This window comes from Nocardia sp. NPDC055002, from assembly GCF_053608825.1.
Genome location: NZ_JBSGWE010000003.1, coordinates 741,836 through 758,559, shown reverse-complemented (window position 1 = coordinate 758,559; position 16,724 = coordinate 741,836). Strand labels below are relative to the sequence as shown.

General features: G+C 66.6%; 17 protein-coding genes. 13 read left to right on the top strand and 4 right to left on the bottom strand.

Annotated features, from left to right (window positions below; translation table 11 throughout):
- Positions 1-155: 155 nt before the first annotated feature.
- The 12 genes from ACWF99_RS15685 to ACWF99_RS15630 all read left to right on the top strand — a co-directional run bounded on the left by ACWF99_RS15685 (position 156) and on the right by ACWF99_RS15630 (position 11,731).
- Positions 156-344, top strand: coding sequence for a ferredoxin (locus tag ACWF99_RS15685; protein ID WP_056819344.1), 189 nt, complete (start codon positions 156-158; stop codon positions 342-344).
- A gap of 43 nt (positions 345-387) precedes the next feature.
- A complete protein-coding gene (locus tag ACWF99_RS15680) occupies positions 388-1,290 on the top strand; it encodes a 3-oxoacyl-ACP reductase (protein WP_378631687.1) in 903 nt (300 codons plus the stop codon).
- A 325-nt stretch (positions 1,291-1,615) separates the two neighbouring features.
- Positions 1,616-2,380 (top strand): MlaE family ABC transporter permease, encoded by a 765-nt coding sequence (locus ACWF99_RS15675; RefSeq protein WP_101464635.1) that lies wholly within the window; start codon positions 1,616-1,618, stop codon positions 2,378-2,380.
- Between the two features lie 4 nt (positions 2,381-2,384).
- Positions 2,385-3,236, top strand: a complete 852-nt coding sequence (locus tag ACWF99_RS15670; protein ID WP_062982725.1) for an MlaE family ABC transporter permease — start codon at positions 2,385-2,387, stop codon at positions 3,234-3,236.
- 4 nt (positions 3,237-3,240) lie between these two features.
- Positions 3,241-4,440 carry an MCE family protein gene (locus tag ACWF99_RS15665; RefSeq protein ID WP_452536415.1) on the top strand — a complete coding sequence of 400 codons (1,200 nt, stop codon included), beginning with the start codon at positions 3,241-3,243 and terminating at the stop codon, positions 4,438-4,440.
- Positions 4,437-5,465 carry an MCE family protein gene (locus ACWF99_RS15660; protein ID WP_378658134.1) on the top strand — a complete coding sequence of 343 codons (1,029 nt, stop codon included), beginning with the start codon at positions 4,437-4,439 and terminating at the stop codon, positions 5,463-5,465. Before ACWF99_RS15665 ends, ACWF99_RS15660 begins: the two co-directional genes overlap by 4 nt.
- Entirely contained in the window at positions 5,458-6,525 is a 1,068-nt protein-coding gene (locus ACWF99_RS15655; RefSeq protein WP_358069381.1) for an MCE family protein, read from the top strand. The genes ACWF99_RS15660 and ACWF99_RS15655 overlap by 8 nt, the downstream gene beginning before the upstream one ends.
- Positions 6,522-7,784, top strand: coding sequence for an MCE family protein (locus ACWF99_RS15650; protein ID WP_378658129.1), 1,263 nt, complete (start codon positions 6,522-6,524; stop codon positions 7,782-7,784). The genes ACWF99_RS15655 and ACWF99_RS15650 overlap by 4 nt, the downstream gene beginning before the upstream one ends.
- Before the next feature lie 50 nt (positions 7,785-7,834).
- On the top strand, positions 7,835-9,061 hold the full coding sequence (locus ACWF99_RS15645) for an MCE family protein (protein ID WP_452536413.1): 1,227 nt from the start codon (positions 7,835-7,837) through the stop codon (positions 9,059-9,061).
- Positions 9,058-10,461 (top strand): MCE family protein, encoded by a 1,404-nt coding sequence (locus ACWF99_RS15640; RefSeq protein WP_452536411.1) that lies wholly within the window; start codon positions 9,058-9,060, stop codon positions 10,459-10,461. Before ACWF99_RS15645 ends, ACWF99_RS15640 begins: the two co-directional genes overlap by 4 nt.
- The gene (locus ACWF99_RS15635; RefSeq protein ID WP_452536409.1) at positions 10,458-11,249 is read left to right on the top strand and encodes a hypothetical protein; all 792 of its coding nucleotides are present in this window, start codon (positions 10,458-10,460) and stop codon (positions 11,247-11,249) included. The genes ACWF99_RS15640 and ACWF99_RS15635 overlap by 4 nt, the downstream gene beginning before the upstream one ends.
- Positions 11,246-11,731, top strand: a complete 486-nt coding sequence (locus ACWF99_RS15630) for a h domain protein (RefSeq protein WP_358069368.1) — start codon at positions 11,246-11,248, stop codon at positions 11,729-11,731. The genes ACWF99_RS15635 and ACWF99_RS15630 overlap by 4 nt, the downstream gene beginning before the upstream one ends.
- 36 nt (positions 11,732-11,767) lie before the next feature.
- Here the strand turns inward: ACWF99_RS15630 and ACWF99_RS15625 are convergent, their stop codons facing one another.
- The 4 genes from ACWF99_RS15625 to ACWF99_RS15610 form a co-directional block, all read right to left on the bottom strand.
- Positions 11,768-13,183: a sensor histidine kinase gene (locus ACWF99_RS15625; RefSeq protein WP_452536407.1), complete on the bottom strand. Its 1,416-nt coding sequence runs from the start codon at positions 13,181-13,183 to the stop codon at positions 11,768-11,770.
- The gene (locus tag ACWF99_RS15620; protein WP_452536405.1) at positions 13,180-13,893 is read right to left on the bottom strand and encodes a response regulator transcription factor; all 714 of its coding nucleotides are present in this window, start codon (positions 13,891-13,893) and stop codon (positions 13,180-13,182) included. The genes ACWF99_RS15625 and ACWF99_RS15620 overlap by 4 nt, the downstream gene beginning before the upstream one ends.
- A 65-nt stretch (positions 13,894-13,958) precedes the next feature.
- Complete coding sequence (locus tag ACWF99_RS15615) at positions 13,959-15,488, bottom strand: alpha,alpha-trehalose-phosphate synthase (UDP-forming) (protein ID WP_452536625.1); 1,530 nt, start codon at positions 15,486-15,488, stop codon at positions 13,959-13,961.
- Positions 15,489-15,532: 44 nt separating this feature from the next.
- On the bottom strand, positions 15,533-15,691 hold the full coding sequence (locus tag ACWF99_RS15610) for a hypothetical protein (protein WP_165610244.1): 159 nt from the start codon (positions 15,689-15,691) through the stop codon (positions 15,533-15,535).
- Between the two features lie 174 nt (positions 15,692-15,865).
- Between ACWF99_RS15610 and ACWF99_RS15605 the strand changes: the two genes are divergently transcribed.
- Positions 15,866-16,699 (top strand): alpha/beta fold hydrolase, encoded by an 834-nt coding sequence (locus ACWF99_RS15605; RefSeq protein ID WP_378658113.1) that lies wholly within the window; start codon positions 15,866-15,868, stop codon positions 16,697-16,699.
- Positions 16,700-16,724 lie beyond the last annotated feature (25 nt).

Sequence of the window (16,724 nt, the reverse complement as noted above, 5' to 3'; positions counted from 1 at the left end):
GGGTGGCGGGGCGCAGGGGGTGAGCCCCGCCGAAACCGATCATTGCATATGAACTGGAACATGTTCCAGTATTGATGGTGATTCGGCGCCTGTTCCGCTTCGGGGACCGGGCTGTCTGGGTTAGTGTCGCGAAGACCGTGTGGAAGGAAGTTCTCATGAAGATCATCGTCGATTTCGACCGGTGTGAAGCGAACGGCGTTTGTGTAGGAATCGCCCCTGACATGTTCGAACTTGATGACGACGACATGTTGACCGTCGCGGAGGGCGATGTCGCGCCCGATCGCCTCGCCGACGCGGAGGAGGCCGTGGCGCAGTGCCCCAAGGCCGCGCTGAGGTTGGCGTGATCCGCTCTTGTCGGATGGTGGAACACGTTCTAGAGTCGGCCGAATGAGTGTGACGCAGATTTCATTGGAGGGCCGGGTCGCGATCGTGACCGGTGCGGGCGCCGGGCTCGGCAGGGCCGAAGCTCTCGCGCTGGCGTCGGCCGGTGCGGCGGTGGTCGTCAATGACCTGACCGAGGACGCGGCGGCCGAGACCATCGCCGCCATCCGCGAGCTCGGTGGCAAGGCGGAATTCGTCGGCGGCTCCATCGCCGAGCGCTCGACGGCCGACGCGCTCGTCTCGACCGCGCAGGAATCGCTCGGCGGGCTCGACATCGTCGTCAACAACGCGGGCATCACCCGCGATCGCATGCTGTTCAACATGTCCGACGAGGACTGGGACGCGGTGATCGCGGTGCACCTGCGCGGACACTTCCTGCTCACCCGCAACGCGGCCGCCTACTGGCGCGCGGCATCCAAGGCGGCGGGCGAGCCGGTCTACGGCCGGCTGGTCAACACCTCCTCGGAGGCGGGCCTGCTCGGACCGGAAGGCCAGGCGAACTACGGGGCGGCCAAGGCCGGTATCACCGCCCTCACGCTCACCGCCTCGCGCGTGCTGTCCAGGTACGGCGTGCGCGCCAACGCGATCTGCCCCCGGGCCAGGACCGCGATGACCGAGGCGGTCTTCGCGGACGCGCCCGAAGGTACGGTCGACCCGCTGGCGCCCGAGCACGTGGCCAAGCTCGTGGCCTATCTCGCCTCGCCCGCGGCCGACGCTGTGAACGGTCAGGTCTTCGTCGTCTACGGACCGATGGTGGCGCTGATGGCGGCGCCGACGGTCGAGCAGCGCTTCGATGCCGCGGGTGCCGAATGGTCCGAGGCCGACCTGGCCGCCACCCTCGGTGGCTACTTCGCAGAGCGCCCCGCGGATCACACCTTTTCGGCGCGCGACCTCCGCGATCTGGGCTGAGCGGTCCAGTCCACGGTTTGCCTGATGTTGGCTGGCCGCACACCTCGCCGGAATTGTCTCGCCTGTCGTGTTGATCACCAGTCCAGGTATTGGTAGACATGACCGTCGGGGTGTGTGCCGCCTCACAGGAAGGTCGCCGATTTGAATAAGTATCCGTTTCAGTTTTGACAGCGTTTTACGAGAAAAAGTCCTGCTCTGAGTCTACGAATATGGCAGACATTAGTAGGAACATGTTCTAGTCTTTGGGCAGTCTTCAGATCGGGGTGGCGGTGAAGTACGGGTACGCGGACACATCGGTCCGCCCGTCGAAAGAGGAGGATTCGGAATGAACAACCTCCTTGCTGTCCCGTTGCGGGCGGTCGGCGGTTTCTTCGAACTCGGCGCGGAAGTGGCACGAGCCACCGTCCGCAAGCCATTCCAATGGCGCGAATTCATCGACCAGGCATGGTTCGTGGCTCGCGTCTCGATCGTGCCCACGCTGTTGGTCGCCATCCCGTTCACGGTGCTGGTGGTCTTCACGCTCAACATCCTGCTGCGCGAGATCGGCGCCGCTGACCTCAGCGGCGCGGCCGCCGCGTTCGGCGCCGTCACCCAGGTCGGCCCGATCGTCACGGTCCTGATCGTCGCCGGCGCCGGCGCCACCGCGATCTGCGCTGACCTGGGCGCACGCACGATTCGCGAAGAGATCGACGCGATGAAGGTGCTCGGCATCGACCCGATCAGCCGGTTGGTCGTGCCGCGCGTGTTCGCCTCGATGTTCGTGGCGCTGATGCTCAACAGCCTGGTGTGCACCATCGGTATCGCCGGCGGCTTCGTGTTCTCGGTCTTTCTCCAAGGCGTGAACCCCGGCGCTTTCGTCAACGGGATTCCGCTGCTGACGAATCTGTCCGAGCTGATCATCTCCGAAATCAAGGCGGGCCTGTTCGGCCTGATCGCCGGAATGGTCGCTTGTTATCTCGGGCTGCAGGTCAAAGGCGGACCCAAGAGCGTCGGTGACGCGGTGAACCAAACAGTGGTATTCGCGTTCATGGCGCTGTTCGTGGTGAATGTGGTTGTCACCGCGATCGGCCTGAAATTCACGGTGCGGTGACCACATGGCATTCATAGTTCGCAGCAAGTTTCCGCGCACGGTCCGCCGTTTCGACCGAATGTCGAAATCGGTGGATTCCCTGGGCGATCAGGCCATCTTCTACGTCAAGGCGCTCGGCTCGGTGCCGCGCGCGCTGGTGCACTACCGCACCGAGACCATCCGCCTCATCGCCGAGATCAGCATGGGCAGTGGCGCTTTGGCTGTGATCGGCGGCACCGTGGTGATCGTCGGCTTCCTGACTCTGATGGCGGGCGGCACCATCGCGGTGCAGGGCTACAGCTCGCTCGGCAATATCGGCGTCGAGGCACTGACCGGCTTCTTCGCCGCCCTCATCAATGTGCGCATCGCGGCACCGGTGATCTCCGGCATCGGACTGGCGGCCACCATCGGCGCAGGCGCGACAGCGCAGCTGGGCGCGATGCGCGTGGCCGAGGAGATCGACGCGCTGGAATCGATGGCGATCCGGCCGATTCCGTTCCTGGTCGGCACCAGGGTGCTGGCCGGCATGATCGCTATCGTGCCGCTCTACGCACTCGCGGTGATCGCTTCGTTCATCGCCAGCCGGTTCGCGACCGTCGTGATCTACGGGCAGTCGGCAGGCGTTTACGACCACTACTTCTCGACCTTCCTCATCCCGAGCGACATCCTGTGGTCGTTCGCGCAGGCGATCGTGATGGCACTGGCCGTGATGCTCATCCACACCTACTACGGTTTCCACGCCGCGGGTGGTCCGGTCGGCGTCGGCATCGCGGTCGGCAACGCGGTGCGCTCGTCACTGATCGCTGTCGTCACTGTGACGCTGCTGATCTCGCTGGCCATCTACGGCACCTCCGGCAACTTCCACCTCTCGGGATAGCGTGATGGACACTTCACGGATCGTTGCCGCATTGCAGGGCGGGCTCGGGCGCAAGCTCGCCGCGCTCACAATGGTCGGCTTGCTCATCGGGCTCGTGGCTTTCGCGTTCGCCCTCTTCCAAGGCGCGTTCACCACCACCGCCCAGGTGCTGGTCGACGCTCCGCGCTCCGGCCTGGTGCTCGACCCCGACGCCAAGGTCAAGGTGCGCGGCGTCGAGATCGGCCGCGTCGCCGAGATCAACCTGCGCGACGACGGCGCGCAGATCCTGCTCGAGGTCGACCCCGAACAGCTGAAGCTGGTGCCGTCGAACGCGGGTGTCGACATTCGTTCCACCACGGTGTTCGGCGCCAAATACGTGAATTTCGTTGTCCCCGAGCAGCCTTCGTCGAGCTCGCTGAAGCCCGGCAGCACGGTGGCGGCCAGCTCGGTGACGGTGGAGTTCAACACGCTGTTCCAGCACCTGTCCGATGTGCTCGCCCAAATAGAACCGGAGAAGCTCAACGCCACGCTGACCGCGCTCGGCACCGCACTGGAAGGTCGTGGCGACAAGTTCGGCGATCTGCTGGTGCGCTCGGATCGCTATCTGCGCGAACTCAACCCATACCTGCCGACGCTGCAAGCGGATCTGGACAAGACCGCCGCGGTGACCGACCTGTACGCCGAAGTCACGGACCCGCTGTTGCGCACCGTCGACAACGCGACCGGCACCTCGCAGACCATCTCCGAGATGCAGGGCCAGCTCGACAACGTGCTGGTCAATGTGATCGGGCTGTCCGACACGGTGGGATCGGTACTGCGCGAGAACGAGCACGATCTGGTGACCGCGCTCGACCTGCTGCGGCCGACGACCGCCCTGCTGTTCGAATACGCGCCCGCATTGAGCTGCGTCATCAACGGCCTCGGCCCGCTGGTGCCGATCGCCGAGGACATGATGGGCGGGCTGCTGCCGGGTGTCGGAATGAACGCGAGCGTGATGCCGGGTAGCCAGCCCTACTCCTACCCGAACGACCTGCCCAAGGTGAATGCCACCGGTGGCCCGCGCTGCGAGGGTGTGGTGGATCGGGTACCGGAAAGCCATTCGAACTATCTGGTGACCGACACCAACCAGGGTGCGCCGTACACGCCGACTACCCAGTACGAATTCCACGGTGTGCCAAAGGTATTCCAGCTACTGCTGGACGGACTGCCGGGAGTGACGCGGTGAGGAACACGGGGACGACGGTCAAACTGGCGATCTTCACCGTGGTGATGACGCTGGTGTTCGCCGGCCTGGCGATCGTTTTGAGTCAGGCGCGGTTCTCCAGTGAGGACGGCTATCACGCGGTGTTCACCAGCTCGTCGGGCATGCTGCCCGGCGCCAAGGTGCGCATCGCCGGTGTGCCGGTGGGGTCGGTGACCTCGGTGAAGGTCGGCGACGACGACCTCGCCCACGTCGCCTTCGATGTCGACACCAAGTACGCGGTGCTGGCCAGCACCCGGGCGGCGATCAAGTACGAGAACCTCGTCGGCGATCGCTACCTGGAACTGCTGGAAGGGCCGGGCTCGGCGCGGCGGCTCTCCGCTGGTGACACCATCGACCTCGCGCAGACCACGCCAGCGCTCGATCTGGATCTGCTGCTCGGCGGCTTCAAGCCGCTGCTGCGCGGGCTCGACCCAGCGCAGGTCAACGATCTCACCGCGGCGCTGTTGCAGATCTTCCAGGGCCAGGGCGGCACGCTGGTCTCACTGCTGAACAGCGGTGGGAGCTTCGCCAAGACCCTGGCGGACCGGGACGCGCTGATCGGCAGCGTGATCGACAACCTCAATACCGTCCTCGCCACCATCGATGATCGCGGTGACCATTTCGCCACCACCATCGAGGAACTGCAGCGCCTGGTCAGCGACCTGTCCGCACAGCGCGACCCGATCGGCAACGCGTTGCCGCGGATCGCGGGCGCGACCCAGGAGATCAACGACCTGCTGGTGCAGGCCCGTCCCGATCTGCGCAACACCATCGAGCAGACCGGCAGGCTCGCCACGAACCTGGACGAGGATTCCGACCACATCGAATGGGTGCTCGGAAAACTGCCCGACACATACAAGAAGCTCATCCGGATCGGCGCCTACGGCTCCTTCCTGCAGCTGTACATCTGCGGGACCAACATTCTGATCACCGGCCCTGACGGCAAGCCGATGGAAGTACACATGCCGGGTCTGCAGGCGACCGGAAGGTGCACGCCCAATGAATGAGAACAAGTCGCCGTCGGCGACGATCGGCATCGTCGGAGTGGTGCTGGTGGTGACGATTTCGCTCGCGACGCTGCAATTCACCGAGCTGCCCTTCATCCGGTCCGGAGCGACCTTCACCGCGAACTTCCTCGACGCGGGCGGCCTGGTGGAGGGCGACCCGGTGCATGTGGCCGGTGTGCGATCCGGCGAAGTGCGGCAGGTCAGCCTCGACGGCGACAAGGTCCTGGTGAAGTTCGACCTGGACGAGTCGATCGTGCTGGGGGAGAAGACCACTGCCGCGATCAAGACCAACACGGTCCTCGGCCGCAAGTCGCTGGATGTGGTGCCGACCGGTCCCGGTGCGATCGGCACCGGTGACACCATTCCGGTCGACCGCACCACCTCGCCCTATTCGCTCAACGAAGCGCTGAGCGATCTCGGTGGGACCGTGCGCGATCTCGATCTCGATCAGGTCGACCAGACCCTCGACACCCTGTCGGCGGCCTTCGCCGACACGCCGGGCCCGCTGCGCAACGCGCTCGACGGTGTGACAGCCCTGTCGCGCAGCATCAATGTGCGCGATCAGGCACTGACCGACCTGCTGGCCCGGGCGCAGAACGTCACCAAGATCCTGGCCGACCGCAGCACCCAGCTCAATACGCTGCTCCTCGACGGCAACGAGCTGCTCGGCGAGCTCGACCGGCGCCGGGCCGCGATCAACCAGCTCATCGTCTACATCGACGATGTGGCCAGGCAGCTCTCGGGCCTGGTCGCCGACAACGAGCCCCAGATGCGGCCGACGCTGGACCGGTTGAATTCGGTACTGGCCCTGCTTCAGCGCAACGAACAGAACCTCAACGGAGCCCTCGACGGCCTCGGCCCCTACGCCGCCGCGCTCGGTGAGCAGGTCGGCAACGGGCCCTGGTTCAACGCCTACGTGGTGAACGCGACCAGTACCGAATTGCGCCCGCTCGTCGACGCTTTGGTCTGGCCCGAACAGGTGCCACAGGACCTGATCGATATCTTCACCCATCCGAGGACGCCGTACATCGCTCCTACTGAGGAGGATCCCCCGCGATGAGCTCGATTCAGCAGGTACGCGGGTTGCCGCGCTGGACGATCGCCGTAGCGGTGGTCATTGTCGCGGCGTTGATCGCCGTGGCCGTCTACTTCGTCACCGGCGGCGGAAAGAACACGGTGACCGCCGCGTTCACCTCCACCACCGGTCTGTACGAAGGCGATGAGGTCCGGGTACTCGGTGTCACCGTCGGCAGCATCGACTCGATCGAACCGGGCCAGGGCCAGACGCGGGTGAAGATGAGCATCGACAGCAGCGTCGACCTGCCCGCGGACGCACGCGCGGTGATCATCGCGCCGTCGCTGGTATCGGCCCGTTTCGTGCAGATCGCGCCCGCCTACAGCGGCGGACCAAAGCTGGCCGACGGTGCGCAGATTCCGCTCGACCGCACCGCGGTGCCCGTGGAGTGGGACGAGATCAAGGCCGAACTGACCAAACTGTCCACGGCGCTCGGGCCGGTCGGTGACGACAAGCAGGGCTCCTTCGGCCGCTTCGTCGACACCGCGGCCGAGAACCTCGACGGCAACGGCCAGAAGTTCCGCGACACCCTGCGTGAACTGTCCGCGACCGTGACCACCCTGTCCGACGGGCGAACAGACCTGTTCGGCACCATCCGCAACCTGCAGAAGTTCGTCGAGGTGCTCTCGGCGAGCAACGAGCAGATCGTGCAGTTCAGCGGTCGGCTGGCTTCGGTGTCCTCGGTGCTGGCGGGCGCGTCGGAAGATCTCGGCGCCGGTCTGGACAGCCTCGATGTGGCACTGGCCGACGTGAAGCGGTTCCTCGACGGCACCGGGGGTGAGCTGACCGAGAGCGTCGAGAAGCTCGCCGACGTCACCCAGACGCTGGTCGACAAGCGGCCGCAGCTCGAACAGGTGCTGCACTCCGGCCCGACCGCGATGGTGAACTTCTACCAGCTCTACAAGCCCGCTCAGGGCTCGCTCACGGGCTCGGTCGCGCTGAACAACTCGGCCAGTCCGCTCACCTTCCTGTGCGGTTCGATCCGGGCACTCGAACACAACAACTCCGACAGGTCCGCGGATCTGTGCGCGGAGTTCCTCGCACCGGTGATCAGTTCGCTGGCAATGAATTACGTGCCGATCATGACAAACCCGGTCGGCGGCGTCCAGGCGTTCCCCGACCAGCTGGTGTACAGCGAGCCGAGCCTTGCCGGTGCCGGCCAGCCGACCGCGGCGCCCACCGCCGCGCCGGTCACCGTGCCCGAAGGTCTTGCCGGGCTCGCCGTTCCAGGAGGGCAGCGGTGAACCTTCGCTCCTTCGTCGCACCTTTCAGTCAGTCCAGAATCGAGGCGGCCGTGAGCCAGAGGCGGCAACGCATACTCGCCGGGCTGGCCGTCGGCGTCGCCGTCGCGCTCAGCACCACCGGTTGTCAATGGGACGGGCTCAACTCTTTGCCCATGCCCGGCTCCGAGGGGCGCATGCCCGGCTCCTACACCGTCCGGATCCAGATGCCCAATGTCACCACGCTGACCCGGAATTCGCCGGTGCGGGTGGACGACGTCGAGGTCGGCAACGTGACCGGGATCGAGGTCGAGGGCTGGCACGCGCTGGTGACGGTCTCGCTCAACCCCGATGTCCGCCTGCCCGCCAACGCGATCGCCAAGATCGGCCAGACCAGTCTGCTCGGCAGCAACCACGTCGAGTTGTCCGCGCCGACAAACGGCGCGCCCAGCGGTCAGCTGCGTGACGGCGACGTCATTCCGCTCGATCGGGCAGGCGCCTATCCGACGACCGAGCAGGTGCTGTCCTCGCTGTCGGTGGTGCTCAACGGCGGCGGTATCGCGCAGCTCGAGACGATCACCACCGAACTGAACGCGATGCTCAACGGTCGCGAGGACGACATCGCCGACCTGCTGCCGCAGCTCAACGAGCTGACCACCGGTTTGGACCGGCAGACCGGCAGCATCATCGCCGCGATGGAGGGCCTGGACCGGCTCACCGTCGAGCTGGCCGGGCAGAAGGACGTGATCGCCGAGGCGATCGAACAGATCCATCCCGCGCTCACCGCGTTGGCCGATCGGTCGGCGAACATCACCGCGGCGATCACCGGGCTCGGTGAGCTCGGCGATGTCAGCGAACGGCTCATCAAGACCAGCGGCGACGACCTGGTGGCCAATCTCCGCAGTCTCGGTCCCGTGCTGCAGACGCTGGCCGACACCGGGAACAACCTGATCCAGGCGCTGGGCATCCTGCCGACGTTCCCGTTCCCGATCCGGAACATCGATAACGCGATCAAGGGCGACTACATGAACTTGTTCATCACGTTCGACCTGACCGCTAGTCGTCTCGACAGCAACTGGCTCACCGGAACGCCACTCGGCGGTCGCTTCGGTGGGGTGGAAGGTGTCGTCGGCTCGTTCGCGCCGTCGACCGCCACCGATGCCGCTGACCCGGCCACCGCGCCCTTCTCGGCCGCACCGGCCCCCGTACCCAGCATCCCAGGGCTGCCGGCCATCCCCGGCCTGCCCGCCATCCCCGGTATCACCGCGCCGCTGCCCGGTCAGGAAGGGGCGGGTCGATGAAACTCACCCGGTTCGTGCGAGCCCAGCTCGCGATCTTCGCGGTGCTCACCGTGATCGGTCTCGTCGTGATGGGCGGTGCCTACGTGCAGGTGCCCGCGATGTTGGGGATCGGCCGGTACGCGGTGACCGTGCAGCTGGCCGCTACCGGTGGGCTCTATCCCACCGCCAATGTCTCCTACCGCGGGCAGAACATCGGCAAGGTCGAGGCGGTACGTCTGACGACGGCCGGGGTCGAAGCCGATCTGTCGATCGACAGTGACTACAAGGTGCCCGCCGATTCGAGCGCCTGGGTGCGCAGTGTCTCGGCCATCGGCGAGCAGTACGTGGATCTGGTGCCCACCGATCAACCGGCCGACGGGAACCTGCGCGACGGCTCGGTGATCCCCGAATCGCGTACGCACCTGCCGCAGGACGTCGGCGCGATGCTCGACCAGGCCGACAAGTTGCTCGCGACGGTCGCCGACACCCGGCTGCGCCAGGTGATCGACGAGGCGTTTCTCGCGTTCAACGGTGCCGGGCCCGATCTGCAGCGGTTCATCGACTCGGCCGCGCTGCTGGTGCAGCAGGCCGAAAGCGACGTCGAGCCGACCAAGAAACTGCTCGACCAAATCGGTCCGCTGCTGGACACCCAGACTCGCTCCGCCGACGATATCCGTTCCTGGACAGCGGATCTGGCGACCCTCACCGACCAGCTGCGCGAGCACGATCCCGCGCTGCGGAACCTGTTGAACAACGGTCCTTCCGCGATGGAGACGGTGACCGAGCAGTTCCAGTCCCTGCGCCCCACCCTGCCGCTGCTGGCCAGCAATCTGGTGAGCCTCGGGCAGGTCGGCGTGATCTACAACGCGAGCGTGGAACAGCTCCTGGTCGTCTTCCCGCCGCTGATCGCGGCGCTGCGCACCGCCATCCGAGGGCCGGCGAAGTACGGCGTGATGGTCGACTTCATGACCGTTGTCCACGACCCGCCCGCCTGCACCACCGGCTTCCTGCCCGCGGATCAGCGGCGGGATCCGAGCGATCTGACACCGATGGATACGCCACCCGGGCTGTACTGCAAGGTGCCACAGGACTCGAATATCGAGGTGCGCGGCATCCGCAACACGCCGTGCATGGAGTTCCCCGGCGTCCGGGCACCCACGCCCGAACTGTGCCGGACCGGGTTCGTGCCGGAAGGCAACAACCCGCCGTTCGGGCCGGTTCAGCCGGTCGCTCCGGCGTCGGCACCGGCAGGCGCATCGACGGGCGCTGTGACGCCCGCCGCAGCGCGCCCCTATGATCCGTCCACGGGCAGCTATCTGGGCACGGACGGACGCACGTACCGCCAAGGTGACATCGCCGAGGACGGGTCGGGCACCGTGCCGGCCAGTTGGCAGGCGATGTTGGAGGAGCAGCAACGATGAACGACAACGACAACCGCCGCCCGCGCAGGCGGGCCGCACGCACGGCCGGTCCGCCGGTCGGGGAGACGGCGGCCGAGACGGTCACCATCGATAAGAGCAAAACCGCATCGCCGGTCGACGTGGACGGCGCGGTCAGGGTGAAGGTCGCTGAGGCTCCCGCGAAGTCTGCGGGGGGCTCATCGAAGTCCGCCGCGACCACCGTGGAGTCCGCGGAGGTCACCGTGAAGTCCGAGGACGACGCCGTGGAGCTCCCGGCGAGCGAGCCGGTCGACCTGAACAAGTCCGCCGACGACAAGGCACCGGGCTCGGGCGGCCGCATCCTGGCGCTCGCCGCGGCGAGCGTGCTCGTGCTCGCACTGGTTGTCGGTGCCGGCTTCGCCGCCTTCACCGCCTACTCGGCGAACAAGGACGAGGACCTGCGCGCGCAGTACACCGAGACCGCCCGCCAGGCCGTGCTGAACCTCACCACGATCCGCGCCGACACGGCCAAGGAGGACATCGACCGGATCCTGTCGGTCGCCTCCGGTGATTTCAAGACCGAGTTCGACGGTCGTGTCGATCCGTTCATGGACGTGGTCAAGCAGGCGAATGTGGTTTCCACCGGCGAGGTGGTCGAGTCGGGCGTCGTCACCGCTGACGGCGACTCCGCACAGGTGCTCGTCGCCGCCAAGCAGATGGTGAGCAACAACGGCTCGCCCGAACCACAATCGCGGCAGTACCGGTTCCGGGTCACGGTGTCCAACGGCGACACCGGAATGACCGTGTCGAAGGTGGAGTTCGTGGGATGAGCCAGCGTATGAAGATCGTCTTCGGCAGCCTCGCCGCCCTCGGCCTGATCGCCGCGATCGTGCTCGGGGTGAGCGGCTATCAGCTCTGGCAGCACGACCGGACCGAGCAGGCCCGCTCCGACGCGATGAGCGCGGCAAGCCGCACCGTCAGCGCCATGTTCACCTACGAGCCGGCCACCGTCGACACCGAACTGCCGAAGGCGGCCGACGGCCTGACCGAGTCGTTCCGCAACGACTACCTGAAGCTCATCAAGGAAGCCATCGCGCCGGGCGCCAAGGAGAAGCAGCTCACCGTGAAGGCCACCACCCAGGCCGAGGGCGTCGTTTCCGCCGAGCCCGAGCACGCCGTGGTGCTCCTCTACTTGAACCAGCTGACCACCAGCAAGGACACCCCGGACGGCGCGACCTCCGGCAGCCGAGTGCGAGTCACCCTGGACAAGGCCGACGACCGCTGGCTGGTCTCCCAGGTCACGCCGGTCTGACCGCGGAGCTCGTCGCCATGGCGCCACTCGCGGGCGTCAGGCTTGTTCGCGGGGGAGGCGGACGGTGAACGTCGTCCCTGTGCCTTGGGTACTGGAGACTTCGACGCTGCCCCGGTGAGCGGCTACCAGGGCTTGCACGATGGACAGTCCGAGGCCGGTGCCGCCGCTGGCGCGGGTGCGCGAGGTATCCGCGCGGTAGAAGCGTTCGAAGACGTGGTCGGCTGCGGCCTGGTCGAGGCCGGGGCCGGTGTCGACGACCTCGATCTGTACCTCATCGTCGGTGGGGGTCAGGCGGACGGTGATCGAGGTGCCGTCGGGAGTGTGGGTGCGGGCGTTGTCGAGGAGGTTGGTGAGGACCTGGCGCAGGCGGTGTTCGTCGCCGAGGACTTCCAAAGTGCCGGTGCCTTCGGCGATGTCGAAGGTGATCGGACGATGTTGTCCCGCCGCGGATTCGACCGCGCGGGCGCTGTGCACGGCGTCGCCCGCCACTGCCAGCAGATCCACCGGGCTCAGTTCGACGGGGCGCTGGGCGTCGAGGCGGGCCAGCATGAGCAGGTCTTCGACCAGTAGACCCATGCGTTGCGCCTCGTGTTCGATGCGGTTCATGGACATCGCGGGGTCGGTGGTCGCGCCCTGCCGGTACAGCTCGGCGAAGCCGCGGATCGTGGTGAGCGGGGTGCGTAGTTCGTGACTGGCGTCGGCGACGAATCGGCGCATCTTCGCCTCGGAATCGCGCGCGGCGGTCTCGGAGGCCTCGGTGGCGGCGAACGCCTGCTGGATCTGGGTCAGCATGCTGTTCAACGACTGTGACAGTCGATCGACCTCGGTGACATTGCCGTGCACCGGGATTCGATGATGCAGTTCGCCCCCCGCGATCGCCGCCGCTGTCGCCTCGACCCGGTGCAGCGGTCGCAGACTGCCGCGCACCACGAAATAGGCCGCGATGGCCAGCGCGATCAGCACGATCGCGCCGACGATCAATTGCAGCACAACGAGATTGCGCACCGTCTCGATGTTCTCGGTCAGTGGCCACGCGACCGTCGCCGTGGCGCGATGACCGTTGACGGTGAGCACCCGCCACTGATCGCCCGAATCATCCGTGGAGCCGACCGTAATCGGCTGTAGTGCGGGCGGATCGGGCAGGTCGGGCTGGGAATCGGTACCGAAGACATTGTCGAGGCGCACTTTTCGGGTGCCGTCCGTGCTCTCGGCCGTCACGAAATAGCGCCCGGGCGGCTGTCCGGACTCCGACGAGGGCGGAGGCAGATTCGGCACGGGCAGCCCCACCCGCCGCTCCCACTCCAACGCCGCGTCCTGCAACTGCTGATCGGTGCGGTTCTGCAGCGAGTTCTCCATCGCCTTGGTCACCACGAAACTCGAAGCGACCAAACCGAATCCGGCCAGCGCGACCAGCATCAACACCAGCGTCACCCGCAGGGGAAGTCTGCTCACCGGGTGGGCTCACGCATCACATAGCCGACACCGCGCAGCGTGTGGATCAACCGCTGCTCGCCGGTGTCGACCTTCTTGCGCAGGTAGGACACGTACGTCTCCACCACGCCCACCTCGCCACCGAAGTCGTAGCGCCACACGTGATCCAGGATCCGGGGCTTGCTCAGCACGCTGCCCGCGTTCACCATGAAATAGCGCAACAGCGTGAACTCGGTGGGGGACAAGGCCACCGGCTCGCCGGCTTTCCACACCTCGTGCGTGTCGTCGTCGAGTTCGATATCGGCGAAGCGCAACCGGGTGCTCGCCTTCTCGGGTTCGGCGTGGCCCGCGCGGCGCAGGATCACCCGCAGCCGCGCCACCACCTCCTCCAGGCTGAACGGCTTGGTGACGTAGTCGTCGGCGCCGAGGGTGAGCCCGGTGATCTTGTCGTCCACCTCGTCGCGCGCGGTCAGGAACAGCACCGGCGCGTCGATCCCGTCGGCGCGCAACCGGCGCAGCAGGCCGAAGCCGTCCATGCCGGGCATCATCACGTCGACGATCAGCGCCTGCGGTCGGAACGTGCGCGCCCGATCCAGCGCCTCGGCGCCGTCGGCTGCCGTCGCCACCTCGAACCCCTGGTAGCGCAGGCTCACCGCCAGCAGCTCGACGATCATCGGTTCGTCGTCGACGACGAGTACCCGCGCCTCGGGCACATCAGGCATACCGCTCATGCCCTTATGCTCCACCACCCCGCTGGGAAGTGGCTGGACCGACGCTGTGAGGTCGCTGTGTGCCGCTAGCGTTGGTCGGCGGGGTAGGTCTGCTCGTCGCTCATCAGCGCCGAACCCGCCACATTGCCCTGCGACAGCGCGTCGAGGAACGCGCGCGCCCAGCGTTCGACATCGTGGGTGAGCACCTGGCGACGCAGGGACCGCATCCGGCGGCGCTTGGTGTCGCGATCGTCGTCGAGTGCGCCGATGATCGCGTCCTTGACGCTGTCCAGGTCGTGCGGGTTGCACAGGTAGGACTGGCGCAGCTCGGCCGCGGCGCCGGTGAACTCGCTCAGTACCAGGGCGCCGTTGAGGTCGCTGTGGCAGGCCACGTACTCCTTCGCCACCAGGTTCATGCCGTCGCGCAGGGGCGTCACCAGCATGGCGTCGGCGGCGATGAAGAAGGCGATCAACTCGTCGCGGGGGATCGGGCGGTGCAGGTAGTGCACGACCGGGTAGCCGACGCGGGCGAATTCACCGTTGATCCGGCCCACCTGACGTTCGATGTCGCCGCGCATCTTGATGTAGCTCTGCACGCGTTCGCGGCTGGGCGTGGCCAGCTGCACCATCACCGTCTCGCTCGGGTCGATGCGGCCCTCCTCGAGGAGTTCCTGCAGCGCGTTGAGCCGGATATCGATGCCCTTGGTGTAGTCGAGGCGGTCGACGCCGAGCATGATGTTCTTGGGATTGCCCAGCTCAGCACGTATTTTCGCGGCTCGCTCGCGCACCGAACGCCGCCGCGACGATTCGTCGAGTTCGGCCGAATCGATCGAGATGGGGAAAGCGCCGACGCGCACCGTGCGGAAACCGACCTGCACGACACCCAGTTTCGAGCGAACCCCGATCGTGCCGCGGGAGGTGGGCTGACCGGCCAGTCTGCGGGCCAGGTAGAGGAAGTTCTGCGCGCCGCCGGGCAGATGGAAGCCGATCAGGTCGGCCCCGAGCAGGCCCTCGACGATCTCGGTGCGCCACGGCATCTGCATGAACAGTTCGACCGGCGGGAACGGGATATGCAGGAAGAAGCCGATGGTCAGATCGGGGCGAAGCATGCGCAGCATCTTGGGCACCAGCTGGAGCTGGTAGTCCTGCACCCACACCGTGGCGCCTTCGGCGGCCACCTTGGCGGTCTCCTCGGCGAAGCGCCGGTTGACCTCGACATAGGCCGCCCACCACGCCCTGTCGTACACGGGGCGCACGATCACATCGTGGTACAGCGGCCACAGCGTGCCGTTGGAGAACCCCTCGTAGTAGTCCTCCACCTCCTGCGCCGTGAGCGGCACCGGATACAGCTCGAGCCCGTCCTCGATGATCGGTTCGACTTCGACATCGGGCACACCCGCCCAGCCGACCCAGGCGCCTTTGTTGCTGCGCAGCACCGGTTCCAGCGCGGTCACCAGCCCGCCGGGGCTGCGCTTCCATCGGGTAGTGCCGTCGGGCAGGCGCTCGAGGTCGACCGGGAGCCGGTTGGCGACGACAACGAATCCCGAACCCGCGCCGTTCGGCACGAGGGTTTCACTGTTTTCGGACGGACGGTCGTTGGACGGTTGATCGATCATTTGGTCCACTCACGCATCCTTATGCGTCGCAGGGGTGCGCTGTGTCAGGCGGGGGCGATGCCGAGCATCGACAGCAGCATGCGGCATTCGTCGGCGTCTTCGGCGTGTGCCGCGACGACCTTCTGTGCCTGGCGGGCGGTCTCGTCGGCAAGCGGCTCGAGTTCGTCGTCGGCGATGTCGTTGGCGGTGCTCTTCGCGGCCATAATGGGTTCGTCCTCCCGGTTTCCCTGCGCTCTACCTGCGAGTGATCAATACTATCGGGCGCCGGCGCACGGCCGATGAACTAGCGACGCGTAACACCCCGCCCCGGTGCCGTGTCGTGGCGGTCCCGTTACCGTGGGGCAGTACACGATCGACCCCGCAGAGAGGTTTCTTTCATGCCACTGGCCACGGTGAACGGCATCGCACTGAACTATCAGGTCAAGGGCGACCGTACCAAGGGCACCGACGTCAAGGGCGGTGGTCCGCTGGTGGTGTTGATCATGGGAACGGGCTCGCCGGGCCGGGTGTGGGAGCTGCATCAGGTTCCCGCGCTGGTCGCGGCTGGTTACCGGGTCTGCGTGTTCGACAACCGCGGGATCGCGCCGTCGTTCGAGGCCGCGGGCGGGATGCGGATCGAGGAGTTGGTCGCCGATACCGCCGCGCTCATCGAGTTCCTCGACGAGGGCCCCGCGCTGGTCGCGGGCACGTCGATGGGTGCGCGGGTGGCGCAGGAGCTGGCGCTCGCCCGGCCGGATCTGGTGCGCAAGGCCGTGTTCATGGCCGGACACGGCAGGCTGGATCAGTTCCAGAAGACGTTGTCGGCCGGTGAGCAGGAGCTCGACGCCTCGGCGGTGAAGCTGCCCGCGAAATTCGAGGCGGCGTTGAGCGCGGTGATGAATCTGTCGCCCGCGACGATGGCCGATACCAACGCGGCGCGCGACTGGCTCGATCTGTTCGAGTTCAGCGTGGGGACGCCCTCGGCCGGTGTCCGTGCCCAGCGAGCGATGGATCACGAATTCGATCGGGTCGCCGCGTATCGTTCGATTACGGTGCCCTGCTTGGCAATTGGGTTCGCCGATGATCGGATGATCCCGCCGTACCTCTCGCGCGAGGTCGCCGAGGCCATTCCCGGCGCCCGCTACCAGGAGATCCCGGATACCGGTCACTACGGCTACCTGGAGCGACCCGAGGCGATCAACAAGATCTTGCTCGACTTCTTCGCCGCCTGACCGCCCTGACCGGGGCAGCATCGGG